The organism is Peribacillus sp. Bi96 (assembly GCF_918698115.1).
Classification (GTDB): Bacteria; Bacillota; Bacilli; order Bacillales; family DSM-1321; genus Peribacillus.
The window spans coordinates 19590-46535 of the sequence record NZ_CAKKLV010000019.1; the positions used below are offsets into that span (position 1 = coordinate 19590).

The following is a 26946-nucleotide window of genomic DNA, read 5'->3' on the forward strand; positions in this document are numbered from 1 at the left end:
ACTTCTTATATTAATCTAGAACTGGAGTGTGATCGATCCAATGAATGAATTGTTGTAAATAACGCTCAAGATAACGTTTTGTTTTATCGTCAGTAAGCACTTTCCGATCGGAATCAATCTTTTTATGTACTTGCGAAATCAGCATTTTTTGAAATGGAAGAACATGAACTTCCATGGCTTCTAGTACTTGCCTGATTTGCATTTGAGCAAATGCAGTACCTAATCCCCCAGGAGTGGCTCCAATTAAGCCAACTGGTTTTTTGGTAAGAACAGAGGACTCACGAGGTCTTGATGCCCAGTCCAATGCATTTTTTAATACGCCTGGTATTCCAGAATTGTACTCTGGGCTTACGATAATGATACCGTCAACGTCCTGAATAGCGGATTTAAATGATATCACTGCTTCTGGTGCGTCACTTATTTCTAAGTCTTCGTTAAACAAAGGAAGTTCATTAATTTCGATCCAGCGAAATTGATAAGAATCAACGATATCCGTCAATGATTGAGCAATGATTCGATTATAAGAGTTTTCCCGTAAACTGCCACAAATAAGGCCGATGGTTCTGGTCATCTACTTCCCTCCTTGTTTGAATTCGTCTCCTATAATACCATAATATACCAATACTAAAAAAGTGACGTTATTCCTAATTACACGCTTTTGATTACAAAATATGGATTAACATAATAGCTGGGTAAAACATGAATTCTAAATTGCATGTTCAAAGTAAGGTAAAAGGTTTTGATTATATTGAATCCTCTTCCATTTTCCGAATATTTAAAACATACTATAAACTAAAAGGTGATGGGGAGGAGTGCAGAAATGGATGAAAAGAAAGTTACATGGTTAGAGCTCTTTTATGATTTGTTATTTGTGGCTGCAGTTGCGGGTGCAACTCATGTATTACTTCATGTAGAAGAAGGATATATCCATCCAGAGTATTTATTAAAATTCGTGTTAATTTTCATTCCTATCTGGTGGGCTTGGGTAGGGCAAACCATATTCATTAACCGGTTTGGAAAGGATGTATTTCATCAACGGCTATTTTTGATCCTGCAAATGTTTTTTGTCCTAATTATGACCTCAAGCTTATCCGTTGATTTTGATCCTTATTATCTTTCTTTTTTAATTGGTTATATTGGCTTAAGGGCCATGACTGCTATCCAGTATCTTGTTGTACAGCGTATCGAAGAGGGCTTTCGAAAAAAAGCAGCACTCTATTTGGGAAGGTATTTTTGGATTGGAATCGCCATTTCTTTATCCTCTGTCCTATTTGATTCTTGGATTCGATATTCTGTGTTGTATTTGGGCATCTTCATCGATATTATCGTCCCAATCCTCGGAAGAAAATGTTTAGAAAAGGTTCCTACAAATACAGCCCACTTGTTAGAGCGATTTGGTCTATTTACCATCATTCTCTTTGGGGAAGCTCTTATTAGCACTCTTGCGGTAATACAACCTAAACAAGGAAATTGGGATTCGATAGCCTTTTCTATCATTTCATTTGCCCTGATAATATCTATGTGGTGGCAATATTTCGATAATATGGAGAAGAAAGTCGACAAGTCTGTACAAACATCCGGCCAAATCATCATTTACGGTCATCTGTTCATTCTTATGTCTTTGAGCATGATTGCAGCAGCCATCAGATTATTGTTTTTGCATGAGGTCCATTATTCATTTATCCTATATTTTGTTTTCGGCTCTGTATTGCTCTATTTCATGTCAACCACTTTCGTTTTCCATCAATATAGGCATAAGCACCAGCGATTGCAAACTTATCATTTAGGCTTATTTTTAGGGATTTTGTTAGTCTTTTTTATCATTAATTTGATTGTAGTAGTACCAAATATTGTGATAATAGGCGAATTAACACTGTTTTTTATCATCTTTGCTAAACTAACAACTACATAAATAAAGAAATCCAAGAAACCAGTATCAAACGTTAATACTGGTTTCTTTAGATAGAAGTTGGAAGTTTTTGCATTTAACATCAAATTAGTTTATTCATAAACTGATTTTGACAAAAGAAGAATGAAGTGACATTCATGAAAGAAAACATAACGAATCCCTCCACATCTAAAAATGAGGATCGACTAGATTTAATGTTATAGTTCCGCATAACACGAATATAGAACCAGAGTATCCGAGAATCCAATCAACATTTAAAAAAATGGAATCTATCAGCAGCCCCATTCGATATCTTGGTTCAAGTGGGTTCCCATGAACGATTGTCTCAACAAGAACTTGCAAACAAGCTTTTTGTTACGAAAGGCAATATCACTCAACTATTAAGTAAAATGGAAGAATTGGGATTGATTAAGCGGGAACAGGAATGGAAAACCAAATACCTTTCATTGACTGAAGAAGGAAAAAAGTTTTTTCATGAAGTTGTTCCACAACAAGAACATTTTCAGGCCTCACAATTTTCCAACCTGAATGACACGGAAAAACAACAGCTTTTAGATCTACTTAGTAAAATTCACCTACTTGAATGGTGAGTAAATGCGCTTGAGGATCGCTATTAAAATTTAGTCAACAAAAAAGAACTGTCCCCATAAATGACTCCCCCTTTCTGAACAGATCATGATAATAGAAAGAAGGCCGCCAATTGGCGGCCCTCTAGCATTAAAACACCTTTTAGTAATTACCAGGTTCCCTCTTTTTTTTTCAGTCCATTATTCGTTCAAATATGCCCATGCATATTGAGCATAAAGTTCTGCACCGGTAGCAAGCGCATCCTCATCGATGTTGAATTTCCCGTGATGATGGGCCCATTCCGTATCTTTTTCAGGGTTTCCAGATCCAACTAAAGCGAAGCTTCCAGGTACTTCATCTAAATAGAAGCTAAAGTCTTCTCCACCCATTGTTGGCTTTTCATTATATACTGCGTCTTCGCCAAACGCATTTGAAGCCACTTTTTGTACTAATTTGGCACTGTATTCATCATTAATGACTGCTTGTGTTCCACGGTAATACTCAACCTTGGCGGTCGCACCGTAAATATTAGCAACATTTTCTGCATAAATCTGGAGCTGCTTTTCAATATGGTCACGTGTTTTATGATCAAAACAGCGGACAGTCCCTTCAATAACGGCATTTTCTGCAATGACATTAAATCGTGTCCCAACGACCATTTTTCCAACTGTCAAAACAGCGGGATGTTGTGGGTCAACTGTTCTTGATACGACAGACTGTACATTCATGACGAATGAAGAGGCAACAATAGTTGCATCGATACAATCCTGTGGCATTGCACCATGTCCCCCTCTTCCTTTAAACGTTACTGTAAAGATATCTGCTGAAGCGAATGAAGGTCCTTGAGTACAAGCAACCTTGTTTGTTGGCATTTGCGACCAAATATGTATGCCAAAAACATTATCAACACCTTCAACAGCCCCTTGTTTAACCATTTCCCTTGCCCCTGTTGCTACTTCTTCGGCTGGTTGAAATATTAATCGTACATTCCCAGGTAATTCTTCTTTTATTTCGTTGAGTGCCTTCGCTGCAATTAATAGCATGGATGTGTGTGCATCATGTCCACACGCATGCATTTTTCCTTCTTCTTTTGAAGCATACGGCAAGTCCTTATTCAATTCTTCAACAGAAAGGGCATCCATATCTGCTCTTAATGCTACCGTCTTTCCTGTCTTACCGCCTTTAATTTCTGCAATAACACCTGTTGGTTCTGCTTTTCGATAAGTAATCCCTAATTTATCAAGGTAGTCACAAACAAAGGCAGTTGTATTTTCTTCTTCCCATGATAACTCCGGTTCGCTATGAAGTTTTCTTCGTATTTCTTTTAATTCATCACTATGGTTTTGAATCGCTTCTTTTATCGTTTGATTAATCATTCTTATTCAACCTCCGTCAAGCATTTAGCTACTTCGTAAAATATTTGCACTCCATTTGCTAAATGACGTGCATCCGACCATTCCTCTGGACAATGACTTAGTCCTGCTTTACTTGGAACAAAAAGCATGCCAACATCTGTCACATCGGAAAAAACCATCGCATCATGACCTGCTCCACTATTAATGGAACAGTATGGTATATCTAAATCGGCACTTTTATCTTTTAATAATGCTTTAATCTCATTGCTCAATATCTTTGGCGGCATATATAACAGCTGTTCAGCAGATGTATGGATCCCCTGTTCATGAAAGGATTCAATTAATTCTAGGATCCGCTTTATGACATTGTTAATATGTTCTTCCTTGCTAGACCGAATATCTACCGAAAATACCACTTTATTTGGAATGACGTTGGCCCCATTTGGTAAAACATGTAGTCGTCCCGTCGTGATAACCGTTCCTTCTCCTTCCTCCATTGCAAAGCTCGGTAATTGAGAAATAATCTGGGCGGCTGCAACCAATGCATCCCTACGGCGATCCATCGGGGTTGTGCCAGCATGGCCAGCCTTTCCTTCAATGGTTACTTCTAATTGCGTTAACCCAACAATCGCTTCTACAACACCAATGGGGATATTCTTCTCTTCAAGGATCGGTCCTTGTTCTATATGCAATTCGAGGAATGATTTAATGCTATTGGGATTTCTCCTTTTCGGAAGAGAAGAATCCAGTCCAATTTCTGACATCGCTTCTACTGTTGTGATACCGTCTTTATCCTTTAAGTTTTTAAAATTTTCCTCACTAAGTGATCCAACTATTCCTCTCGACCCCATTAGTCCACCGCCAAATCGTGAACCCTCTTCTTCAATTAAGGCTACGATTTCCAATGGATATTTAGGTGTTAATTGATTCTCGGAAAAAAGGGCAGCCACTTCAAGAGCGACAATTACGCCAGCTGGTCCGTCATACGCACCACCATTTGGTACGGAATCAAAATGTGAACCGACCAGAACGCTTGGCGCATCTTTTAAAGTACCCTCAAGCTTTCCAAAAATATTTCCCAATCCATCTTCCTGTACGGTCAGACCGTATTCTATCATTTTATTTTTAATATAATTACGTGTTAGTAAGTCTTCCTTGCTGTACGTAAGACGGGTAGTCCCGTTACCGGGTGTTGATGTAAATTCGCTCAAATCATTTATTTGCTTTTCTATACGTTCACTAAGACTCACTTAGAATCCCTCCTATTTTACAAGAATTGCACGAAGATTCCCGCTAAAACAACCGACACGATGGTAACCGATATAAATCCACCGACAAGCATTGGCGGCAGCATATGGCTCAGCAATGCTTCTTTTTCATTTTCATCTTTTGTTAATGAATTGACGACTTCATTGGTAATAATGAAATCGGCTGGAAATCCGTATAATGCTGTTAAAGATACAGCAAACGCCATTCCTTTGCTTACTTTTAACAATTTCCCTGCAATGAATGAGAATATATACATACCGATCACAGCTAAGAAAATGCAAACAACAAGTGGGTAAAGAATCTCCATCATCATACTTGGTGTTGCACTTTTTAAACCGTCAAAGACGAAGAGCATAAGGGCCATGATAGCAAAACCAAATCCATTTGCTTTTTGTAGAGTCTGCCTCTCCAAGAAACCAATACTTTTCGCGATAACTCCGAAAAGTAAACAAAGTACAAATGCATTTATAGATATAATCGGTGCTAATGCAGTAGAAACTAGGTAGGCGAGAAAAGCAACGACCGCAAGCCTGAAAAATTTAAAGTATTCTGTATTATATTTTTCAGGAAGCTTTTTAAACAGTTTAAGTTCCGCCATACCTTCCTTAGCGGATGCTGAATCGTCCTTTTTTACCGTTAATTGCCCATTGCGATATTGCTCCAGCAGCTGCTTCCCCTCTTTTTTCAAGAAAATGGATGTTAAAGGATATCCTGCAAAGCCTTGCATCACATAAATAACGATGGCAAAAACGGACAAACTTGTAAGTCCTGCGTCTGCCGCTCCTTCTGACATAATTAATGAAGAAACCATTCCGCCCACTAAAGGTGGAATCGCCACAAGAACTGTTTGTAGATCAAAAATAAGTGTGCCTATCCCAAATAATATACCAACAATTCCCAGAATACCAGATAGAGAGATGACAATTGTTTTCCATTGATTTACCAATTCTCGTATTGAAAGCAATGTTCCCATGTTTGTGATCAATAGGTACATCATCATGGTTGCAACTACCGGCGGAACACCTGCTATTGAAACGATGTCTTGCGGGAAGAATGTCCAATACCCACATAGAAATAAGATCGCTGAAATAAAAACGGAAGGTACCCAGGCTTTTGTTCGAACCGCCACTATGTCTCCTACAAATAAAATAAAAATAACAATAACTAAAGCCAACATCTGTGACATATGAGTGTCCTCACCTTCCAATTTAATAGTTTGAATATTCTTATAAAATAATAACACTGAACCATTTTAATTAAAAGACAATTCTTTATTTTCAGGTAATTATACACAGATAACAGGAAATGTAAGTGTTTTATTTTTGAATCACGATACTAAATATTCTAAAATAGTTAAATAATTGGATATACTGAAATAATTTTAATCATACATTTACCTTTATATCCTTTGTCCCGTTACTTACAACAATTTGGTGTAAAAATATAACTTCATAGTGCTTGTTTTTTTGTTGATAGAAGTCACTGCCTCCTATTAACTAATCTGTACATTTTAATTCAAAAAAAAAGCCGTCTAAGGACAGCTCTCATTAATTAAAAACCTTTTTACTGCATTTTCTATATAAGTAAACTAGAGACTTAGTTAAGCTATATGAAAGGAAGCAAAATCAATTACATGGTTAAAGACTGCCAAGGGCAATTGCTTTTTTAGAAATGATGAATCTTAAACGTTCAACCATTAAGGAACAGTTAGATAAACCTGAATTTCAATCCATTAATCAAATCTTAGTCGGTGAATTAAAAGCCATTGATATATTAATCAACGAATTCATACAATTATTTGAAATACAAGAATGTGAAGCTGCCGATAAGAAAAGTGAAGAAAAGAAAACTTCCAATAATGATGGGAAAGGAATGGAAATGAATGAAACAAATTAACAGCTATATCGATTCGGTGTTTAATAACCAAGATGATCTTTTGGAAGAAGTCATTTCATCCATAAAAGAAAACGGCATGCCCTCCATATCGGTATCTCCCTCTTCTGGAAAACTTCTTACGATGCTTATATCGATTTCAGGAGCAAAAAATGTTCTGGAAATAGGAGCTCTTGGGGGCTATAGTGGGATTTGCCTGGCCAGAGGATTCGGTAAAGAAGGAAAATTAACTTCCCTTGAATTAGAGGAGAGATACGCAAAGTTAGCACAAAGTAATTTATCTAAAACTGGCTTTGGCGACCAAGTTTCTTATATTACCGGAGCAGCATTGCAAAGCCTTGAAAAACTTGTAAATGATAACAAGAGATTTGATTTTTTCTTTATAGATGCTGATAAGGACAATTATGAAAATTACCTGCACTATTGCATTAAACTGGCGGAATCAGGTTCTTTAATCATTTCTGATAACGTGCTTGCAGGCGGCAGTGTAGCAGACCAGAGTGCCAAACCTAAACAGTATACTGAATTAATGAAAAAATTCAATGAAACAGTGGCCAATCATCCTCAATTAGAATCCCTGCTCATTCCAATCGGGGATGGGCTGACCATTTCAAAAGTAAAGAAATGAAGGATTGAACTGGAGTTTGAAGGTATGTAGTGCACGTGTAAAGATCGAATTTATTACGAGTAAAGTGCGAATTCACAAGTAAATTGCTCAACCTTACGAAATATCGCCCTAACTCACGTTTATATCGAACAATCTTTCGTATTTATCGATCAAACTCACAAATATATCGATCAATCTCACGAAGTCATGAAGAAAAAATAAAAAAATTTCTATAATCTTGAATGAAAATGATTATTATTATCAATAATAAAATGGAAGAAGGGTAACCAGTTAGATGGTTACCCCCGATGATTTAAATTTTAAATTTCTGGATCAAATGTTTTGCAATCCGTTTCTTTGCTATTGGATGCTTGGTTCCCTTTATGGCTGACAACATAAATAGCATCTGCACTACATTTGTTTCCAGAATCCCAATATTTACAATTATTTACTTCACATAGAACATCTTTTGCCATCGTATCACACCTCCTCATTTGCTATCATTAACAAAATTGAGGTTATTGATACTTTCCTTTTTTAGGTTCATCCATTTTTTGCCCCCTAACTCGTATAATGGAGGGTATAAACTCACGAGTAAAGCGATGATTAATGTAAGAATTTCATTTGCTGGCGCAAAAAAAACCGGGCAGCTTCCGCCCGGATTTTGTTATCATGCTGATCTTTTCAATAGTTCTGCTTGCGGGATTTGCCAAAGCTCGCGCCATTTTTTCAAGGCCGAAATGAGAATGACCAAGCCTAGGCATAACATGGTGATTGATAATATTCCATTCAGGATGCTGAATCCTGTTGAATCTGGGTTTAAGTATACGTTTTTCACCATCCAGTAGCCAGCTACATTAACGGTTACATATAAGTAGGCAAGTGGGATGAGGCATGTCCAGACATACCAACGTTTGTCTGCAATTTTCAAGACGACGGTCGCACCGATGATGAGTCCGATTGAAGCCATAAGCTGGTTGGATACACCAAAGAGTGCCCAGATCGAACCAATATCACCAGAGTAGAGTAGATAGCCCCATATAAAGCAGGCTAATGCACTGGCGAAGATGTTACCCGGTAACCAGTCGACTCTTTTTAATGGTTTATAGAATTCTCCGAAGAAGTCCTGGATCAAGTAACGTGCAACACGAGTCCCCGAATCGATTGCGGTTAATATGAAAACCGCCTCGAACATGATGACAAATTGGAAGAAAAATGAAGCTAATTTGTCAAAGAAGGGAATTTCGGTGAAAATATAAGTCATACCGACAGCAAGGGTAACTGCACCGCCTGTCCGGCCTTCAAGATTAATGCCGATTTCTTCACTTAGTTCTTTAAGGTGTACGGTTTCCATCCCTAATGTTTGAAAAACTTCAGGTGAGGAGTTAATGGCAAAATAATCCCCTGGTTGCAGGGAAACTGCTGCAATCAATGCCATGATGGCAACTACACATTCTACAAGCATCGCTCCGAAACCAACCGATTTGATATCACTCCAACGATTCAACATTTTTGGAGTTGTTCCGGACCCAACAAATGCATGGAATCCTGAGATCGCCCCACAGGCAATGGTTATGGAAATGAATGGCCAAACAGGACCAGCGACAATCGGACCTCCGCCATTAATGAATTCTGTAAAAGCAGGAAATTGAATCTCTGGATTCACTACGAAAACGCCTATGATCAATGCGGCAAATACTCCGATTTTCATAAATGTACTTAAGTAATCACGTGGTGCGAGCAACAGCCAAACAGGCAATGCGGCTGCGAAGAACGCATAAATTGGCAAAATGATCGCAAGTGTACTGGCTTCCAGTGTTAATAATTCACCAAGTGCCGTTCCCTGAATGTTCGGCCCAAGTAAAATCGCTGCCATGATAAGCGCAAACCCGACAATGGTCGCACCTTTTAGATTGCCCGTTTTTTTATGGTAAAGCCCAACACCCATGGCGATGGGAATCGTGATCCCAACAGCAAACGTCCCCCATGGATTATTTTCCAAAGCATGCAGAACGACCATTGAAAGTCCTGCCATCGTAATGGTAATGATAAAAAGCATCGCGAGTCCTGTACAAAAGCCTGCTACAGGTCCAAGTTCTTCTTTTGCAACTTCCGATAGGGATTTACCGTCTTTACGCATCGACGCGAAAAGCACCACGGCGTCATGGACGGCTCCCCCGATTACCGCTCCGATTAAAAGCCATAATAAACTTGGCAAATAGCCGAATTGTGCAGCAAGGATCGGACCCACCAGTGGACCAGCCGCTGCAATGGCTGCGAAATGGTGGCCGAATGCCACCCATTTATTTGTTGGAACATAATCTTTTCCATCTTCTAATTTATGGGCCGGAGTCGGCTTGGAATCATCGAGTTTTAATACTTTAAGCGCTATGAATGTACCGTATAAACGGTAGGCAATCATTAATATACAAATGGAGCCAATGACGATTGTAACCGCATTCATATTTGAACCCCCTCTATTTCTCACATCGTAAAATGATGATATCACAATGAAAACGGATTCAATGTGTTTTCAAGTTATAATGCAGATATTGAGGGATGGGCTGCATTATGAAGGAGGTAAAATGCAGAATTGTGAAAATTTTTAAAAACCAATCAGCTGCTTGAGTTCTTTCACATACGTACGGCTTACGGGAATGTTAGATCCGTCACTCATAATGAGGTTGTATGTTGAATTGAACCAAGGCTGTATTTCTGATATATGTGTAACATTCACGATAAATCCGCGATGCACCCTTAAAAAGGAGCGATTGTCGAGCTTCTTTTCTAGCACAATGAGAGGGTCACCCATTTTATATTCATTTTCTTCGGTTTTAATGATCGTCTTTCCTTCTATAAGTCCTATGAATAAAATGGTGTCCCGGTCGATCAAAACGATCCGGTCATCTATGAGTACAGCCAATTTACCTGTCTGTTCTGCCGAGGTTCTTAGAGGAGACTTTGTCCTGGATTCGTCTTCCCCGATTTTACGCAGCTTCACAAGCTTATCCAATGTTTGGCGAATCCTTTTCTCATCAAATGGCTTTAATAGATAATCAAATGCATATAATTCGAAAGCCTGCAGGGCAAACTCGTCATAGGCCGTCGCAAAAATGAGCGCAGGTGCAGGGTCAAGTTCTGCCAATTGCTTAGCCAATTGTAAACCATTGCCCTCTGCCAGCTCAATGTCCAAAAAGACAAGATCAGGCTTCAATCGGGGGATATCGCTCATGGCATCTTCTATCCCTTCAGCCTCTCCCACCACTTCTACTTGTCTGCTTCTCTTCAGAAGATATTTCAATTCATCTCTTGCCAGTGGTTCATCTTCTACGATAAATGCTTTCATCATCGCTGACATATACTCCTTTTTCCTTGAGTGGTATTGATATTTTCACTTGTGTTCCTTGTCCGGTTTCACTTTGTATAGTGAGGCTTGCCTGTCCATTATAGATCCCTTCCAGCCGTTCCCTGATATTATGAAGGGCAGTTCCTGTACCTTTATTCGATTTTACAGCATGCTTGCCCAATTCATCTAATCTTCCGCTTGAAATCCCTTTCCCGTTATCTTCCACAACAATGCACATCGTTTCGTCTTTAAAATAAACGTGAATGATGATTTCACCTTTGTTTTTCACATTTGGAAACGCATGGTGTATTGCATTTTCAACAAGTGGCTGTAACGTGAACGGAGGTAATAGAACTTCCTTAAGGCTTGGTTCAATGCGATAGACGATATGATATTTATCTGGGAATCGTGCCTGCTCCAATGATAAATAAGCGTTCACATGCTCCAATTCCTTTTCAAGCGGCACCAGTATTTGCCTGGCCCCTTGTAAATTGCTGCGAAAGAAGGCACTCAACTCCAATAATAAATTTCTTGCCTTCTCCACATCCGTCCGGCATAAAACGGATATCGTATTGATCGCATTAAACAAAAAATGAGGATGGACTTGTGCCTGCAAAGCCTTGATTTCAGCATCTTTCAATAATTTCGTTTGCATTTCCGCTTTGGCGAGTTCCAATTGTGTGGAGAATAGTTTCGCCAACCCCTCAGCCAACTCTTGTTCCACTAGGCTTAATTTATCTGGATGCTTGAAATACATTTTCAAAGTCCCGACCGTTTTCTGTTGGACTTGCAATGGCAGGACTACGGCTGCTTCCAATGGACAAGAATCATGGAAACAATAAATATCCTTTCTAGTTTTGGCCACGATGATTTTGCCTTGTTCAAGGGCCTTTTTCGTTAAGCCGGTTGCTATTCCCTCCTTTGGGACATGGTGATCGGACGCAGCACCCACATGAGCAAGTACGCTATGCTCATTGGTTATGGCCACGGCATCGGCTTCAGTGAACCCCAAGATGATTTCAGCTATTTTCTTACAGGAAGTTTGATTCAACCCTTGTCGGAAATAGGGCAATGTCTGATCCGCAATCAGGAAAGCAAGATTCGTCTGTACGGCCCGTGTCCGCGCTTCGTCCCTCGTAATCGATTGAATGATGAGCATGAATAGTAAAGTCCCAAACCCGTTGATGAAAATCATCGGGAGTCCGATTACTTGTACGAGCTCCCACGCCCTTTCAAATGGTTTGGCCGTAACTAGTATGATCCCCATTTGGATCGCTTCCAACGCCATACAAATGGGGATGGCAAACCATGGCGTGATCGTCCCATGCTTTTGACGCTTTTTCCCCAAAAAACCCGATAAGACACCAGCCAAAATGGCTGCAATGGCACAAGCCCCTGCTGTAAACCCCCCGAGAGAATAACGGTGAAGCCCTGCAATCAAACCGACTCCCAAACCAACAAATGGGCCCCCCAGCAAACCACCAATTGCCACGCCCATGACCCGCGTATTCGCAATGGCGTTTTCGGGTGCTATCTCAGTATGCCAATCACCCTCTGGTATGGCATGATTTCCGATTTCGATCCCTGTATAGTTACTTATGATGCCGAAAGTTCCAAATAGGGCGATGAGCATGATTTTCTTTGATATTTGTTGTTCATGGCCGATCATTTGCCGAAAGGGCTTCATATAAGAAAGCAGGAATGCAGCGATCACGATGATCCCTACTTTTTCAATCAACGACGGTAATAATAGAACCATATCATTCACCCCTTTTCTGGCTTTTTCATTCATCTTACAACAGCAAAGAAATCATTGTCGAATTTTGCTTTAGGTTTAGCTGCTGAATAGGAATGGATACAGTTCCAGTGCTCTGGGGAGTTCAGTATTCACTATCCCAAAATTCATCATTTCGCATATCTTCAACAATCTCTTCCAGAGACTAGTGATAATCTCATTACTTTGGTGCTGCACTGTTCCCAACAGGCTATGTAAAATCTTTCAATTTCTTTGTTTATATTAGGTTAAGTACTTATCATTATCGCTCAAATTCAAAAAGAGAAAATTTGGATGGACGAAAATAATAAAAACTACTGGTATATACAGAGGTTCATAAAAAAATGAGGGTAGACCGATCAGAATAAAACCACGTAAAAAAACCCTTGTATTCATTAAGAATACAAGGGATTCACAAAATTATTTTACTGTTACAGGCTTATAGTGTCCGGGTATGCTTTTGGCTGAAATCGCCAATCGGTTCCAGCCGTTGATCGTGATGATTATGGTAACGAGGTCGATATATTGTTTTTCATCAAAATGAAGGCGTACCCTTTCATATAGATCATCTGGTACACCGTTTGCCGAAATGGTCGTGACCGCTTCTGTCAATTCTAGCGCTGCCCTTTCCGACTCTAGATAGAATGGTGATTCACGCCAAGCACTCAAACAGTAAATTCTTTGTTCAGTTTCACCCATTGCCCGGGCATCCTTTGTGTGCATATCCAAGCAGTACGCACAGCCATTGATTTGAGAAGCACGAATTTTAATCAATTCAATTAATTTGCCATCAATTCCCGTCGTTTTCTTGTATTCCTCCAATTCAATCATTAATTTGACTACTTCCCGATTTGTCTTCATGTAATTAATGCGTTGTTCCATGTATATCTCCTCCATTAAATCGTTTTAGGTTCCACTTATAAGACAAAATAGAGGATTGATTTGTGACATAAAAAAAGAGAGCCCACATTTGAGCTCACAGTCTATCCTAATTATGGAACGGGAATATGATCTAATTTATCCGGATTTGAAACAATAAAGATTTTCTGGATATTTTGTTGTTTTGAATCTAGTTCAAAGCAGATGACTTTGATTGGATGCCCGTCTTTTATTTGTAATATCCCTTTCTGACCATTGACCATTACTGGAAGCAGTTCTCCTATGAAACTTCCTTTAGCGGAAATTCCTTTAAGAAAGGAGGATACACGCTGTTTATTTACAATTGGATTTAATGCAGAAATCACTTTTCCTCCGCCGTCAGTAACAAGTACAACATCTTCCGTAAGAATATCCAAAAACTCCTCAAAGTTTCCTGTCGTAGATGCTTTAATGAATTTTTTTGCCAAAAGATCGACTTGTTTAGTATCCTCCGGTTGCACTGGCATATCATTCTGTAATTTCCGCTTAGCCCGGCTGTAGATCTTTCTGCAGTTCACTTCATTCTTTTCGAGCATCTCGGCAATATCCTCATAGTTGTAAGCAAATGCTTCTCTAAGTACGAAAACAGCTCTTTCAACAGGCGAAAGTTGTTCCAGTAAAACGAGGAAGGCATAAGCAACCGTTTCATCCGTTACAACCTTATCTAAAGGCTGCTCTGTGTCGTTTACCCGAGGTTCAGGCAACCAAGGTCCTGTGTAAACCTCTCTTCTCTTACGGGCTGAATTTAAAAAGTTCAGACAGCGATTTGTCGTCATTTTCGCAAGATATGCTTTCATGTCCTTAATTTGTTCTGTATCAAGCTTAAGCTGCAGGAATAAATCATGAACGATATCTTCTGCGTCGGTAACAGATCCAAGCATCCGGTATGCAATGGAAAAAAGATAAGGTTGATATGTCTTATATAATGTATCCAACTTCACTTGCTTCACCTATTTTCTATCAAATTTGTAGAATGACGTTACCTTTGGATATTATGTAATTCAAGTTATGGTTTTCATTATCTTCCAAATGTCGCTGATATGTGTCTGATTTTTAATGCCCGTTGTTTTCTAGGATTGCATAGATTGGCAACTAAGATACACTCCATGCTTGAAGATATGAAGAACGATTAAGATTCGAACGTATGACACCTTTTCATAACTATTCTCTAAGCCAATCATTTATCCTTCTTCACCTGATCAATTCAAAAAAAGAGCAGCCAAAGAGCTGCCCCCCATCATTCATATTCTGTTTATCCAATATACATCCTTCACCACTTATCATTTCATAAATGATAAGTTTTAGTACCTAATGAAATCAGCTATTAATATAAATACCGCACCTATAACGATCCATATCGCTAACAAGGGCCAGAAAAACTTTACCCATTCTTGATATTTGATTTTAGAGACTGCTAAGCTTCCCATAAGCATGGCAGAGGTAGGTAGAATGCAGTTTGATAGACCATCTCCTAACTGATAAGTGAGGATGGTCGTTTGTCTTGTAACACCGATCAAATCGGAAAGTGGTGTTAAAATCGGCATGGTCGTTGCTGCCATGCCCGTTCCTGAAGTAATGAACACATTCATGATGGTTTGAAATATATACATGCCAAGAACTTGGATCGAACTTGGCAAATGGCCTACTGTTGCGGCAAGTCCGTTTACCACCGAATCGATGACATGTCCTTGCTCTAGCACCACGACTACTCCTTTTGCAAGCCCAACAATAAAGGCTCCGAATGTAATATCCCTTGCCCCCTGTACAAACTCGCTGGCAATTTTGCTCGGACCATATTTAGATAAAAACCCAACAACAACACCTAAAGATAAGAAAAATGCAGCTAATTCTTCCATCCACCAGCCTTTTTTGGAGACACCCCAAATCAGGAAGCTAAATCCTATCAACACGACAATAATCGTTAAGTAATGTCTAGGTTTCATGGAGGATAAAGAGGATATATCCAAATTCTCATGCTTTTCTTCTTTTTCTAAGTCATACACAATACCGGCATGTGGATTAATCTTCACTTTTTTTGCATATCTAATGATATAAATGCTCGTGACAATTAATAATACAACCAAGATGATCCCACGTAACCACATCCCGGAGAACATCGGAACTTCAGCAATGGCTTGGGCAATTCCTACATTGAAAGGATTAAGAAGACCAGCTGTAAAGCCTACAGCTGCACCGAGCATCACCATGGCAGTTCCAGTCATGGCATCATAGCCTAATGACCTTGCAATCGCAATGCCAATTGGTACAAACGCCATGACTTCAGCCGACATGCCAATGGTGAATCCCCCTATTGAAAATAAAGTTAAAAAAATAGGAATAATGACAATTCCTTGGTTCATGAAAGTCTTTCCAACCCTTGCAGCCACGGCCTCAATCGTACCTGTGGAATTAATGATTTGAAATACTCCGCCGACAATGAAAATAAAGAATACAGTATCACTTGCATCAATAAGGCCATGTACAATGGCTAGAGGAATATCAAATATACCAATGGGGTTGTCCTCTACCGAATGGTACGAATTCTCGACTACTACCGTATTCCCTGTTTTTTTATCTTCCACTCTGTCAAACTCACCTGCGGGCACTAAATAACTTAAAGCAGCTGCAAATAAGATCATACAAATAATAATGACAAATGTGTGTGGCATTTTTATTTTACTTTTTTTGAATGGGGGTTCACTCTTTATTTTTTCAGCACTAGCTTTACTCATTTTTCGTACCACCTTTTACATTATTTTCACCTGGATCCCCCGCAAAACGGAATCTTCCCTTATCTTCATTTACATGATTTATTAGCTTTCCACACTTCGAACTCTTCTCGAATTTCATGAATGTATTGAGGGTTCATACATACTTCGTATGCCGTCATTGCTAAAGCCTTTGCTGCTTTATTTAAACCGATCATTCCCTTCTCGGAAGCTGCTGCTTGTACAAACTCCGGAGTATGGGTGATTGCGTCATCCGTTATTTTGATGTACGGATGAATCGTTGCAGTTACTTGTCCAACATTACCAATATCCGATGAACCGATTCCTCCTTTTGCAGGCGGGTCGCATACTACCTCCCCTAACATCTCTAGATTGTCTTTAAATAAGGCGGCTAGTGCTTTATTATTATTTCGTTCCGCATATATGAGACCTTCGGTTATCTCGATTCTTGCACCTACAGCTTCTGTGGCATGACGAGCTGCAGCATATACTTTCTCACGAACGACATTTAATTCTTCCACAGTACTTGCTCTCAATAAAAACTCAGCCTCGCAATAAGCAGGAACTACATTTGTTGCATCCCCGCCTTTTGTTATGATTCCATGGATTCTTACATCATCTTTAAAAAACTGACGCAACGAATTGACGGCAACAAAAGTATTAATGACTGCGTCCAGAGCACTAATTCCTTTTTCGGGAGAAGAAGACGCGTGTGATGCTTTTCCATGGAACGTAAAGGATGCATCCACACATGCTAATCCACCACGTAATACCATGGTCTGTTTTTGCGGATGACACATCATGGCTACATCCACATGATCGAAAACCCCATCCTCTACCATTAAAATTTTCCCTCCGCCTTCCTCTTCTGCAGGCGTCCCTAATACGATGATTTTTCCGGGAAGGTCAGGGTGAGCATCTTTCAGTGCCAATGCTGCGCCAATAGCTGATGTCCCAATAATATTATGGCCGCATCCATGACCAAGTCCTGCAAGTGCATCATATTCAGCTAAAATGGCAATCGTCGGACCACCAGGATGCCCCTCCCATGTTGCCCTGAATGAAGTTTCTAAATTTGCAATACCTTTTTCAACCGAGAAGCCTGCTGTTTCTAATGGCTCCACCAACCATTTCATTGCCTCGAATTCATGGAAACTAAGTTCTGGATGAGCATGAATCTTTAATGCAAGCTCACGCAATTCAGCATCACGGGCTTCAACCGCGGATTGAATCGATTTCTTTCCTTCCACAACATGCATTGACATAAATATACAACCTCCAAAAAATTCAGAAAATTAAATGTTTCTTTTTCATAATATTACGTTCACTTTATTGATAAGTAAAATTAAGGTTTTTTTATGAAACTAAAAAATTTTTTTATAGTTTAAATAGTAATCATCATGAATATTTATAAATTCATTGGTCGCAAACACAAAAAGGAGAACAACCAAAAATAGGTGTTCTCCTTTGTCTATATGTGTTAGTAAAATAGCTTTTTGATCTCACTCACAAACTTGGAAACACTGGCTAATTGTAAGGATGATTGTCGGTATAGCATCCAAGTTCTTCTTTTTAGTTCTTCACCATTTTTTAAAACCAAATCATGGGAGTACAAGTCATCATTTTTTTGTAGAAACACACGGGGAATAATGGAGTACCCAAGCCCTCTTTTTACCATTTCCCTGCATGTCTCATAGCTATCTACTTGCATCATCATGAAAGGAGGTGACGTAAACCTTTCATTCCACCAGTAGTCTATACCTTTTTCGGAGGGAATTTGCGAAATATTTCTATATTTCAGCAAAACATTCGGCTCCTTACGATTAATCATCGGAAATTCTGGAAGGCTATCGACAGGTATCTCATCTTTTGAAATGATGCATATTTTTTCTTCCTCGAGAAGATACTTTTCATCGAACCATTCATAATCGCCTTTTACAATCGCAACATCAATCTCCCCTTGGATGAGCAATTCCATCATTTCCGTACTGAATCCCGTATCAACATTTAAATGGACCATAGGACAATTCCCCATGTACTCTCCTAAAATGGAAGGCAGGTTATAAAGTCCGAAATGGCTGCTTATCCCTAATTTCAAACTCCCCTTCGTTTCACTTCCCATATTCAATAAATACTCTTTTGTTTCACGTAAATCTATGAGCATTTTTTTTGCATAGCTGACCAAATATTCTCCAGCAGGTGTCATTTTAATATTTTTACCATTTTTAGCCAGAATTTCAGTCTGAAATTCCTTTTCAATTTGTCTTACTCTGTACGTTAAAGCAGGTTGGGTCATGTAAAGTCGTTCTGCAGCTTTTGTAAGATTCTGGTCTTTATATAAATATTGCAAAATTAAACAATCTTTTTCATCCATACGTTTTCACCACCCCTAATAGTTTCGCAGCCTAATAATCAACGGTTTCAGCGATCCTCTATCATTCTATGTAAAGAATACGCCACGCTCCTTCCTTCATATTAGCTCATGAGTGGTTCCAAGATTTTGTTTAAATCGGTTTTCATGATGAGCTTCAATGGTTTGCAAGAAGCTTTGCATGGAGTTTGTCATATAAGCATCTTTACGGTGAATGAAGATAGTCGAGATATTGCCGTATTCTTCCGGAATTGCATGCACGTGCACTTTTTCAGTGGTTGCAAGGTGAGTTACCGCTGATTGTGGTACGAGGGTAATGCCAAGGCCGAGTGTTACGCTGGTTAAGATCGTTTCCAATACATTGAACTCCATGATCCTTTTGGGCATCACTTCTTCTTCTTTCAGCCATTGTTCCAGTTTAGAGCGATATCCACAACCCTGACTGAATACTAAAAATGGTTCTGTTATTATTTCTTCAAGGTCAAATGTTTCATTTCTTGTAACTAATACAAGTTTTTCTGTACATACATCGTATGGCTGAATGAGCGGATGCTTAATCGGTCCTGTAACAAAAGCGCCATCCATCCTATGTTCAATGACATCTTTAATTAGGTCTTCGGTTAATCCCGCCTTTATGGATAAATCGACATTTGGATACTGTTTATGATAAGAGGCTAGAATCATAGGAAGGTCGCTGACCGTTTCAACTGTACCGATGTTCAATATCCCTGTAGGTGTTTCACTATCCAGGAATACTTGCTTGAGTTCTTCCACATCAAGCAAAATTTTGTTTACATACTCCAGCATTTTTCGGGCCTCTGCAGTTAAAGACATACCACGTTTATGTCGATTGAATAAAGGTGTCCGTAACTCCTGCTCTAAATGCTTAATCCTCGCCGTTACATTGGATTGGACGTAATTCAACTCAACAGCCGCCTTACTTACGCTTCCATATTTAGCGACGCACTGGAATATTTGTAAATCCCGCATTTCCAAAAAAGTGACCCCTTTCTCAACTATCATTAATAATGATGATTATATTCATTTTAAGTCATTTTACATGATAATGACTTTATCATAAGGTGTGTATAGGAATTTAATCAATCATTATTTTTGAGGGGTAAGCTTTTATGAAAAAAAATCAAGTTTTAATCGGTGCACTTTTATGTTTGACAGCCAGCATTTCTTGGGGAGCCATGTTTCCAGTTGCAGAAAGGGCCCTAATGTATATTGATCCTTTTTATTTCTCTTTTCTGCGATATTTAGCTGTTAGCGTAATTTTAGCGATATTGCTTTTAATTAAAGAGGGGAAGAAGTCATTTTGCCTGGAAGGGAAGGGTAAGAAATTATTGTTTTTTGGAACGATGGCGTTTACTGTATACAACTTTCTCATTTTCGCCGGTCAAGACTTACTGGGACATAACGGGGTAATTGTTGCTTCCATCATGGAATCATTAATGCCCATGATTTCCATTTTAATAATGTGGGTTTTCAAAAATGCCAGACCCATGAAATATACCATCGCCAGCATGTTCCTTGCCTTGATTGGGGCCATTCTTGTTATTACCAATGGCAACATATCATTCCTATTTTTATTGAAAGGTAGCATCATCCCTATCCTTTTCATTCTTATCGGGGTTATAGGATGGGTTATATATTCGATGGGCGGCGACCAATTCAATGGATGGTCAACACTCCGCTATTCGACTTTAACGTGCATTTTAGGAACAACTGTATCAGCAATCATTACATTCTTCGCAACTGCAATGGGCCTGTCAGTCCCTACAGCAGAAGTTATGCAATCCATTTATGGCGAGATGATCTTCATGATTATTTTCCCCGGTGCCATAGCCCTTCTAAGCTGGAATTTAGGCATTAAACTTCTAACGCCAATTAATGGGATCCTATTTATCAATTTAGTTCCAATAACCACGTTGGTCATCGTTTTTATCCAAGGAGGATCACTATCATACTTCGAATTACTGGGAACTTTTTTAGTGATATATGCATTGATTCAAAACAATTATTATCAAAGAAAAAACTTGCCTTCCCAAGTTGAGAAATTGAATCCAAGTGAAAAGAATCATTTAATTAAAGGTACACAACATCAATAGGAGGGCAACAATGGATTTATTAACGCTTATGCTAATCTTTGGATTAGCTGTTCTATGGGAATTGGCCACGATTAATAAGAATGTGAAAAAGATGAATAAGCAAAATGCAGAATTAATTAATCTATATCATGATAGAAGTAAAAGAATTCAGTAAAGATTGTAGGTATTCCAGTACTTTTCGTTTTAAGCTAACTATTTTAGGCGATACAAACAAAGAAAACCGGGGCAGCATTCTTGCCCCGGTTTTCTGCACTTTTATCGTTGGTTAGATGACTTCACTTTTTTTCTCTAAATCCATTAAGTCTTGGTCTTCTTCGATTTTCTTTTGATCCGTAACATCATATTTTTCAGGAGATTTTGCGATTTTGTAGAGTGCAATCAATACTCCGAGCTCCAATATAAGAGCTGGTACACCACCAAGATTAGAGAGCATTTTAATCCCGTCAATTTTCGCAAAGCTGATCATCATCCATGAAACAAAACTTACGGTTATTCCCCAAGTAGCTTTAATTAAAATTCCTGGTTCGGGACTTTTTGGAGAGATGCCAGACGAACTGATGCCACCCATTGCTGCGGTATTTGCATCCGCTCCCGAAACAAAGGAAAGGAAAACGATGAATAAATAAAAAGGAATCACAATATGAGCGAAAGGCAGCGCCTCAAATACGGCATATAAAACCGATTCAGGACCACTGTTATTCAATACTCCTGCGAGTGCTCCCCCATCCACTTGCATCTTAATCGATGTTCCACTAAAAATCGTCATCCAGATGCCGCCGAATAATGCCGGCAAAATAAAGTTGACAAAAATTACTGTTTTTACCGTATATCCATAAGCGATCCTCCCTAGAAATAAAGCCGTAATCGCTGCCCATGAAAACCAGTTAGCCCAATAAAACGTTGTCCACCATTGTGGCCATTGATCTCCAGCTGCAGCTCCTGTAAATAAACTCTTCTCAAAGAAGTGTGTTAAGTAGTAACCGAATGATTCCGTTCCTAAATTCAGCATATAAGAAGTCGGTCCTGCAATTAGAAGGAATAAGGCAACAGCATAGAAAGCTTTAACGTTAATATTCGATAAAATTCGGATTCCCTTTGTCAATCCACTTGATGCTGAAACAATAAAAATAGCTGTTCCGACAAGTGTAATAATTCCCCAAACAACGGGTGTACTTTGTATTCCAGTCAGGCTTTTGATTCCACCGGCTAGACTCATCGTACTTGTACCCATGGAAGCTGCCATCCCCAAAGCCAAAGTATATAGGCAGACGGCATCAATCACTTGTCCGCTTTTCCCTTCCAATTTCTTACCTAGAACAGGTGATAATGTAGACGATAAGCTATATGGTTTACGCATATTATAATAAGTAAACGCAAAAACAATAATAGGTACACAATAGATGGCATAAGGTGTAATTGTCCAATGAAGGTACATCGTTGACATGGCAAAGATAGCCGCTGCAGGACTATTTGGTTCAATTCCCAAGGATTCTGGTGGTGCTGATACATGGTACACAGGCTCAACGATTCCCCAGAATGTTAAACCAGAAGCAATGGTTGTGGTTAATGTGATGGCAAACCAGTTTTTGAAACTCAAGATGGGTTTCGCATTTGCACCGCCAATTTTAACTTTTCCTAGTGGAGAAAAGTAAGTGGCAATACACGCTATTACCATGAGTAATCCGCTTATACTAAATACTCCTCCTAGGTTTGCAATGACCCAATTGTTTGCATCGGTCGTTATTTTTATAAACGCTTCTTTATTGGTAAAGCTAAGTATAACGGCACCTAACAGTAATAAAAACGGCGGCCAAAACACTAAGTGTCGGATATTTTTCATAATTCCCCTCCTAATCCATCAATATAGAAAGCGCTTACACCTCTCATTTCGAAATGGATGATTTACATTCATCCATTTCGAAATGATAAAAATAAGAAACTTCCAAAATACCAAATTCCTTTTTAAGCATTAACCGGTGAAGGTGTTAAGATCTTGCTGGCAAACTCTTTCAATTCTTCTTTAGTTGCCACACGGCAATTATTTAAACGCATTGGCGTATTTTCCTCTGATAAGGCGATTTCAACAAGTCGATCAATGTCAGCTACGCTTAAACCATCATCTTGAAGTGAAATCTTTAAGCCGCTGTTTTCCACTAACCGGTTAAACACATTCGCCCCTGCTAGAGCTAGTTCCTTCTCTGTCAATCCTTCTTCTTTAACACCGAGAGCACGGGCGATTTCAGCATGGATTTGGGTGGATTCTTCTGCGTTCCAAGGATATGCAGCAGTTAAAGCAATGGAGACAGCACGTCCATGATGAATCCGTCCTAGAGTTCCGAGCGCATGACCGATGCAATGAGCAATTCCGGTGCCACCTTGCTCGATGGCCATGCCTGCGAGGGTTGCTGCAAGTGCGAGATTTCCTCGTGCTTCTAGGTCGGCAGGGTTTTGCAGCGCTGTTTCAAAATGTTTGGCAATCAATCGAATCGATTGTAAGCTTAATGCTTCAATAAATGGATTCGATCTTTTTCCAGCGCAGGCTTCAATCGAATGAACAAGGGCATCGAGGGTTGTAGCTGCTGTTAAAAAGTCCGGCAAGGCTACAGTGAATTTCGGTTCTAAAATGGCCAGTTCCGGTGCCATATCCGCATCCCATCCCCATACCTTTCTTTTTTCGTCCGTAGAAAAGACAACCGTACTTGTTACTTCTGCTCCTGTTCCAGAAGTTGTGGGAATCATAATCGATTTAATGCTCTTTGGTGCAAATGGATGTGCCATAAGCGCATAATGTATTGTCGGATGTTCTGCTCCTGCTACAAGCGAGGCCATTTTTGCTACATCCATTGCAGAGCCCCCACCCAGTCCAATTACACATTTAGCACCGGACCGACGAATAAGTTCTGCCGCTTCATCAATAGATGCTGCTGTTGGATCACTTTGCACATTACTAAAGACAATGGTTTCTACCCCATCATTCTCGAGGGCCTTCAAAATGATATCAGAAAGACCAACTTTCATTACACCGGGGTCTGTAATAAGAACAACTTTATTCTGGCCGCTAATTCGCTTTACATCTGTTCCAATTTGTAAAGAGCGGTCAATTCCGAATGCAATCTGCGTTTTAGGTATGAAATCAAAAGAAATACTCACGATATATCCTCCTACTTTTTCATCTATGATGACTCCTCCATTCATCTGGTGAACGAATGGTTTGGTTATGATTCCTACTATTCTTTTGTGACAATAAAGCCTTACCTGTTCGATCCTTTTACTTACAAAATGCACACCTTGTCCATTTTTAAAAGCTTCATCAATTAAAACTTAAGATAAACCGTTTTGATTTGTAAAAATTCTTCAAATCCATGTTTTCCATCGTCGCCGCCAATACCTGATTGCTTCCAACCTGCATGGTACCCTTGATATGCTTCGCCCTGTTGACGGTTTACATATACTTCGCCGCATTCTAACTTCGTTGTTAGTTCCATCACATATTGATAATTGTTTGAGTACACGTTTGCCGTTAAGCCATATTGTGAGTCGTTAGCCAATTCTATGACTTCTTCTAACGTATCAAATGTAATAATAGGCAGCACAGGGCCAAAAATTTCATCGTGAACGATATTCATTTGTTGAGTACATTGATCTAAAAGAGTTGGAGGATAAAAACTATCAGTCATTCCCTCTACTAAGCTGCCACCGCATAAAATTGAGGCTCCTTCATCAACGGCCCTTAGTACCATGCTGTGAACGCGCGAAACGTCATGAGCACTTATTAAGCAACTCATTTCAACATCAGGATCGATAAGCCCATCACCCATTCGGACAGATTGAAAAGCTTCGACTAGTTTTTTTGTGAATGTTTCTTTTATGTCTCGATGGACATATACACGTTCGGTGTTATTACAGACTTGACCAGAGTTTGCAAGCCGTCCGCCCTTTATGGCCTGGACAGCCAAGTCGATATCCGCATCTTCCATCACAATGGCAGGTGCTTTACCGCCAAGCTCGAGCGAAGTACGGACCATCTGACGAGATGCTTTTTCCATAATGCTTTTACCCACTCTCGTGCTTCCGGTAAAAGTCACCATATTGATTTGATCCGAAGAACTTAATGTTTCACCTACAACTTCGTCAGCCCCTGTCACGATATTAATAACCCCTTCCGGGAAGCCGGCTTGATGAATGCATTGTGCAAGTTCTAATGCAGATAAGGGTGATTTCACGCTCGGTTTGATGACAACCGTATTACCGCAAATAAGTGCTGGAATGATTTTTCTCATTAATACGTAAATGGGAAAATTCCATGGAACTATGACTAAAACAACACCAAGAGGTTCTTTATAGGAAATGATTTTTTCATTTGTATTATCACTATCAACTACGTCCCCTTCAATGCGCCGTGCCCACTGCGCTTGGTATTCACCTAAATCTGCCGCATAGAATACTTCCGACTTTGCAGCAGACAGTGGTTTTCCCATTTCCTGAGTAATAGCTGTGGCAATTTCAGTCAATGGTCCTTCTTTTCGCATTTCGTTTAAAAGATTCATGACGAATTCTGCTCTTCTGTATGAAGGTAACCCTTTCCATGAAGGAAAAGCTTGTTTTGCACCATGAATGGCTTGTTCGGCTTCTTCCTTTGTACAAGATGACACTTGAGCAACTACTTGACCAGTTGCTGGGTATGTGACATCCATATAGTCTTCACTTTGGATAAATTGTCCTTGAATATATGCTTGGTATTTTTTCACGTTTCTGTTCACCCTTCTATAGTAGTTTCATATTTAGAAAGCGAATACCCTATTAAATAGAGACTTTTTGACTTTCTCCTACATAAAAATGATTCACTTCATACTTGCTTAATGCTTCTTCGTCTAACACAATCCCTAAGCCTGGTTTTTCAGGCGCGACTAGATAGCCTTCGGCGTCAATCATTAAGCGGTCCTTTTGAATATAATCGCGGCGGTCATTCGACCATGCTGGCGGATCATAAGGAAATTCCAAATATGGACAATGACTAATTGCTGCAGCTAGATGTAAGTTAGCTAGAAGACCAACGCCATTAGTCCAAGTATGGGGACTGAACCACGCACCGCTACCTTGCACAAGCTCCGCAATTTTTTTCGTTTGTGTAATTCCTCCTGATAAAGCAACATCCGGTTGATATACATCCAGTGAATCACTCTTATTCATTTCTCTAAAATCATGCCAATTTCGATTCATTTCGCCGCCTGCGATACGAATCCCGACCATATCACGCAACTTTGCCATTAATTCAAAATGATGTGATGGAAGTGGTTCCTCTAACCAAAAAACATTTAACTGTTCAAGCTCTTTTGCGACTTGATAGGCCATTTTCAAATCCCAGGTGCGTTCAACATCCCATGGCATTTTCCAACCTTGATTCGCATCAACCATGATTTCCAATTTATCTCCAACTGCTTTTCGTACAGCTTCCACCACTTTAATATCATCTTTTACATCTTTATGGTGAAAGCGAATTTTCATTGCTTTGAAACCTTGTTCCACAAAAGATACGGCACGTTCTGCACGCTCTTCCGGGGTGACTATTTCACCTGTCGAAGCATAAGCGAGCAATTTATTTGAACGACCACCAAGTAATTTATAAACTGGTTGTCCTGTCGCTTTTCCAATTAAGTCCCAAAGTGCTAAATCCAGAGGCCAACAACGTCCATAATGAAAGTCTATATTTTGAATGACCTGTGAATGGCGTTCTATGGCAAATGGATCTTGACCGATAAATAAATGCTCATGACCTTCAAACCCCATCATTAGATCTCCAGATCCAACACCGGTAATGCCTTCATCCGTATGAACATACACAACAGTTGATGCAAACTTTCTTCTCGGTTCCGGATCCCACGCTGCCTTAAATGGTGTATCTAGTGGCAATAAATAATGCTTGATCTCAATACCTGTAATTTTCATGTTTACTCCTCCTATGAACGTCTATTTGCCAAACTAATATTGCAAGTACCATGCCAACTGTTTATGTGGCGCCATAACAGCCTCGTTTAGTGAGAATACTTTGAATTGTAGAAATTTTCTACACAATGACTGTAGAAAATTCCTACAG

At 39.5% G+C, this 26946-nt stretch carries 23 protein-coding genes and 1 pseudogene; 6 read left to right on the forward strand and 18 right to left on the reverse strand.

What is annotated here, in order from left to right; all coding sequences use genetic code 11:
• Positions 1–10: 10 nt before the first annotated feature.
• Positions 11–571 carry an NADPH-dependent FMN reductase gene (locus LQ203_RS20015; RefSeq protein ID WP_230160655.1) on the reverse strand — a complete coding sequence of 187 codons (561 nt, stop codon included), beginning with the start codon at positions 569–571 and terminating at the stop codon, positions 11–13.
• A gap of 249 nt (positions 572–820) precedes the next feature.
• Here LQ203_RS20015 and LQ203_RS20020 point away from each other — a divergent pair, with 249 nt between their 5' ends.
• Entirely contained in the window at positions 821–1912 is a 1092-nt protein-coding gene (locus tag LQ203_RS20020; protein ID WP_230160656.1) for a low temperature requirement protein A, read from the forward strand.
• 206 nt (positions 1913–2118) lie between these two features.
• Positions 2119–2499 (forward strand): annotated as a pseudogene (locus LQ203_RS20025) (MarR family transcriptional regulator).
• 177 nt (positions 2500–2676) lie between these two features.
• On the opposite strand, the gene LQ203_RS20030 reads toward LQ203_RS20025, so the two are convergent.
• Genes LQ203_RS20030 through LQ203_RS20040 form a run of 3 tightly spaced genes read right to left on the reverse strand, consistent with a single transcriptional unit; the run spans position 2677 to position 6286 of the window.
• A complete protein-coding gene (locus tag LQ203_RS20030) occupies positions 2677–3852 on the reverse strand; it encodes a M20 family metallopeptidase (RefSeq protein WP_230160658.1) in 1176 nt (391 codons plus the stop codon).
• A 2-nt stretch (positions 3853–3854) separates the two neighbouring features.
• A complete protein-coding gene (locus LQ203_RS20035) occupies positions 3855–5081 on the reverse strand; it encodes a Zn-dependent hydrolase (RefSeq protein ID WP_230160660.1) in 1227 nt (408 codons plus the stop codon).
• Positions 5082–5098: 17 nt separating this feature from the next.
• Positions 5099–6286 (reverse strand): hypothetical protein, encoded by a 1188-nt coding sequence (locus LQ203_RS20040; protein ID WP_230160662.1) that lies wholly within the window; start codon positions 6284–6286, stop codon positions 5099–5101.
• A 458-nt stretch (positions 6287–6744) separates the two neighbouring features.
• Between LQ203_RS20040 and LQ203_RS20045 the strand changes: the two genes are divergently transcribed.
• Together LQ203_RS20045 and LQ203_RS20050 are read left to right on the forward strand one after the other, a co-directional pair.
• Complete coding sequence (locus LQ203_RS20045; protein WP_230160789.1) at positions 6745–6996, forward strand: hypothetical protein; 252 nt, start codon at positions 6745–6747, stop codon at positions 6994–6996.
• Positions 6983–7621, forward strand: a complete 639-nt coding sequence (locus LQ203_RS20050; RefSeq protein WP_230160664.1) for an O-methyltransferase — start codon at positions 6983–6985, stop codon at positions 7619–7621. The genes LQ203_RS20045 and LQ203_RS20050 overlap by 14 nt, the downstream gene beginning before the upstream one ends.
• A gap of 299 nt (positions 7622–7920) precedes the next feature.
• On the opposite strand, the gene LQ203_RS20055 is transcribed toward LQ203_RS20050, so the two are convergent.
• The 10 genes from LQ203_RS20055 to LQ203_RS20100 form a co-directional block, all read right to left on the reverse strand.
• Positions 7921–8076: a DUF1540 domain-containing protein gene (locus LQ203_RS20055; protein WP_065310844.1), complete on the reverse strand. Its 156-nt coding sequence runs from the start codon at positions 8074–8076 to the stop codon at positions 7921–7923.
• 194 nt (positions 8077–8270) lie between these two features.
• Entirely contained in the window at positions 8271–10064 is a 1794-nt protein-coding gene (cstA, locus tag LQ203_RS20060) for a carbon starvation protein A (protein ID WP_230160666.1), read from the reverse strand.
• A gap of 141 nt (positions 10065–10205) precedes the next feature.
• The gene (locus tag LQ203_RS20065) at positions 10206–10949 is read right to left on the reverse strand and encodes a LytTR family transcriptional regulator DNA-binding domain-containing protein (RefSeq protein ID WP_230160668.1); all 744 of its coding nucleotides are present in this window, start codon (positions 10947–10949) and stop codon (positions 10206–10208) included.
• The gene (locus LQ203_RS20070; RefSeq protein WP_230160670.1) at positions 10921–12705 is read right to left on the reverse strand and encodes a sensor histidine kinase; all 1785 of its coding nucleotides are present in this window, start codon (positions 12703–12705) and stop codon (positions 10921–10923) included. Before LQ203_RS20070 ends, LQ203_RS20065 begins: the two co-directional genes overlap by 29 nt.
• Before the next feature lie 435 nt (positions 12706–13140).
• Complete coding sequence (locus LQ203_RS20075) at positions 13141–13602, reverse strand: carboxymuconolactone decarboxylase family protein (protein WP_230160672.1); 462 nt, start codon at positions 13600–13602, stop codon at positions 13141–13143.
• 110 nt (positions 13603–13712) lie between these two features.
• Complete coding sequence (locus LQ203_RS20080) at positions 13713–14579, reverse strand: RNA polymerase sigma-70 factor (protein ID WP_230160674.1); 867 nt, start codon at positions 14577–14579, stop codon at positions 13713–13715.
• Positions 14580–14939: 360 nt separating this feature from the next.
• On the reverse strand, positions 14940–16370 hold the full coding sequence (locus tag LQ203_RS20085; RefSeq protein ID WP_230160675.1) for a C4-dicarboxylate ABC transporter permease: 1431 nt from the start codon (positions 16368–16370) through the stop codon (positions 14940–14942).
• 65 nt (positions 16371–16435) lie between these two features.
• Positions 16436–17632 (reverse strand): M20 family metallopeptidase, encoded by a 1197-nt coding sequence (locus tag LQ203_RS20090; RefSeq protein ID WP_230160677.1) that lies wholly within the window; start codon positions 17630–17632, stop codon positions 16436–16438.
• Positions 17633–17847: 215 nt separating this feature from the next.
• Positions 17848–18741, reverse strand: a complete 894-nt coding sequence (locus LQ203_RS20095) for a LysR family transcriptional regulator (protein ID WP_230160679.1) — start codon at positions 18739–18741, stop codon at positions 17848–17850.
• 96 nt (positions 18742–18837) lie between these two features.
• Complete coding sequence (locus LQ203_RS20100; protein ID WP_230160681.1) at positions 18838–19734, reverse strand: LysR family transcriptional regulator; 897 nt, start codon at positions 19732–19734, stop codon at positions 18838–18840.
• A gap of 134 nt (positions 19735–19868) precedes the next feature.
• Between LQ203_RS20100 and LQ203_RS20105 the strand changes: the two genes are divergently transcribed.
• Both LQ203_RS20105 and LQ203_RS20110 read left to right on the forward strand, forming a co-directional pair.
• The gene (locus tag LQ203_RS20105; protein WP_230160683.1) at positions 19869–20852 is read left to right on the forward strand and encodes a DMT family transporter; all 984 of its coding nucleotides are present in this window, start codon (positions 19869–19871) and stop codon (positions 20850–20852) included.
• Between the two features lie 10 nt (positions 20853–20862).
• The gene (locus tag LQ203_RS20110) at positions 20863–21006 is read left to right on the forward strand and encodes a YrzO family protein (RefSeq protein ID WP_230160685.1); all 144 of its coding nucleotides are present in this window, start codon (positions 20863–20865) and stop codon (positions 21004–21006) included.
• A gap of 111 nt (positions 21007–21117) precedes the next feature.
• Here the strand turns inward: LQ203_RS20110 and LQ203_RS20115 are convergent, their stop codons facing one another.
• From LQ203_RS20115 to LQ203_RS20130, 4 genes are all read right to left on the reverse strand, one after another.
• The gene (locus LQ203_RS20115) at positions 21118–22692 is read right to left on the reverse strand and encodes a BCCT family transporter (protein ID WP_230160687.1); all 1575 of its coding nucleotides are present in this window, start codon (positions 22690–22692) and stop codon (positions 21118–21120) included.
• A gap of 122 nt (positions 22693–22814) precedes the next feature.
• Positions 22815–24002: an iron-containing alcohol dehydrogenase gene (locus LQ203_RS20120; RefSeq protein WP_230160689.1), complete on the reverse strand. Its 1188-nt coding sequence runs from the start codon at positions 24000–24002 to the stop codon at positions 22815–22817.
• Between the two features lie 164 nt (positions 24003–24166).
• Entirely contained in the window at positions 24167–25600 is a 1434-nt protein-coding gene (gene aldA / locus LQ203_RS20125; protein WP_230160691.1) for an aldehyde dehydrogenase, read from the reverse strand.
• A gap of 52 nt (positions 25601–25652) precedes the next feature.
• Positions 25653–26798 (reverse strand): mandelate racemase/muconate lactonizing enzyme family protein, encoded by a 1146-nt coding sequence (locus LQ203_RS20130; RefSeq protein WP_230160693.1) that lies wholly within the window; start codon positions 26796–26798, stop codon positions 25653–25655.
• Positions 26799–26946 lie beyond the last annotated feature (148 nt).

What these genes read in the sequence shown, in the direction of transcription:
- LQ203_RS20020 (WP_230160656.1), top strand. Translation starts at nt 821, where the DNA reads ATGGATGAAAAGAAAGTTACATGGTTAGAGCTCTTTTATGATTTGTTA.
- LQ203_RS20090 (WP_230160677.1), bottom strand. Translation starts at nt 17,632, where the DNA reads ATGTCAATGCATGTTGTGGAAGGAAAGAAATCGATTCAATCCGCGGTT.
- LQ203_RS20040 (WP_230160662.1), bottom strand. Translation starts at nt 6,286, where the DNA reads ATGTCACAGATGTTGGCTTTAGTTATTGTTATTTTTATTTTATTTGTA.
- cstA (WP_230160666.1), bottom strand. Translation starts at nt 10,064, where the DNA reads ATGAATGCGGTTACAATCGTCATTGGCTCCATTTGTATATTAATGATT.
- LQ203_RS20130 (WP_230160693.1), bottom strand. Translation starts at nt 26,798, where the DNA reads ATGAAAATTACAGGTATTGAGATCAAGCATTATTTATTGCCACTAGAT.
- LQ203_RS20030 (WP_230160658.1), bottom strand. Translation starts at nt 3,852, where the DNA reads ATGATTAATCAAACGATAAAAGAAGCGATTCAAAACCATAGTGATGAA.
- LQ203_RS20065 (WP_230160668.1), bottom strand. Translation starts at nt 10,949, where the DNA reads ATGATGAAAGCATTTATCGTAGAAGATGAACCACTGGCAAGAGATGAA.
- LQ203_RS20105 (WP_230160683.1), top strand. Translation starts at nt 19,869, where the DNA reads ATGAAAAAAAATCAAGTTTTAATCGGTGCACTTTTATGTTTGACAGCC.
- LQ203_RS20115 (WP_230160687.1), bottom strand. Translation starts at nt 22,692, where the DNA reads ATGAAAAATATCCGACACTTAGTGTTTTGGCCGCCGTTTTTATTACTG.
- LQ203_RS20095 (WP_230160679.1), bottom strand. Translation starts at nt 18,741, where the DNA reads ATGGATGAAAAAGATTGTTTAATTTTGCAATATTTATATAAAGACCAG.
- LQ203_RS20055 (WP_065310844.1), bottom strand. Translation starts at nt 8,076, where the DNA reads ATGGCAAAAGATGTTCTATGTGAAGTAAATAATTGTAAATATTGGGAT.
- LQ203_RS20085 (WP_230160675.1), bottom strand. Translation starts at nt 16,370, where the DNA reads ATGAGTAAAGCTAGTGCTGAAAAAATAAAGAGTGAACCCCCATTCAAA.
- LQ203_RS20015 (WP_230160655.1), bottom strand. Translation starts at nt 571, where the DNA reads ATGACCAGAACCATCGGCCTTATTTGTGGCAGTTTACGGGAAAACTCT.
- LQ203_RS20070 (WP_230160670.1), bottom strand. Translation starts at nt 12,705, where the DNA reads ATGGTTCTATTATTACCGTCGTTGATTGAAAAAGTAGGGATCATCGTG.
- LQ203_RS20110 (WP_230160685.1), top strand. Translation starts at nt 20,863, where the DNA reads ATGGATTTATTAACGCTTATGCTAATCTTTGGATTAGCTGTTCTATGG.
- LQ203_RS20050 (WP_230160664.1), top strand. Translation starts at nt 6,983, where the DNA reads ATGAAACAAATTAACAGCTATATCGATTCGGTGTTTAATAACCAAGAT.
- LQ203_RS20075 (WP_230160672.1), bottom strand. Translation starts at nt 13,602, where the DNA reads ATGGAACAACGCATTAATTACATGAAGACAAATCGGGAAGTAGTCAAA.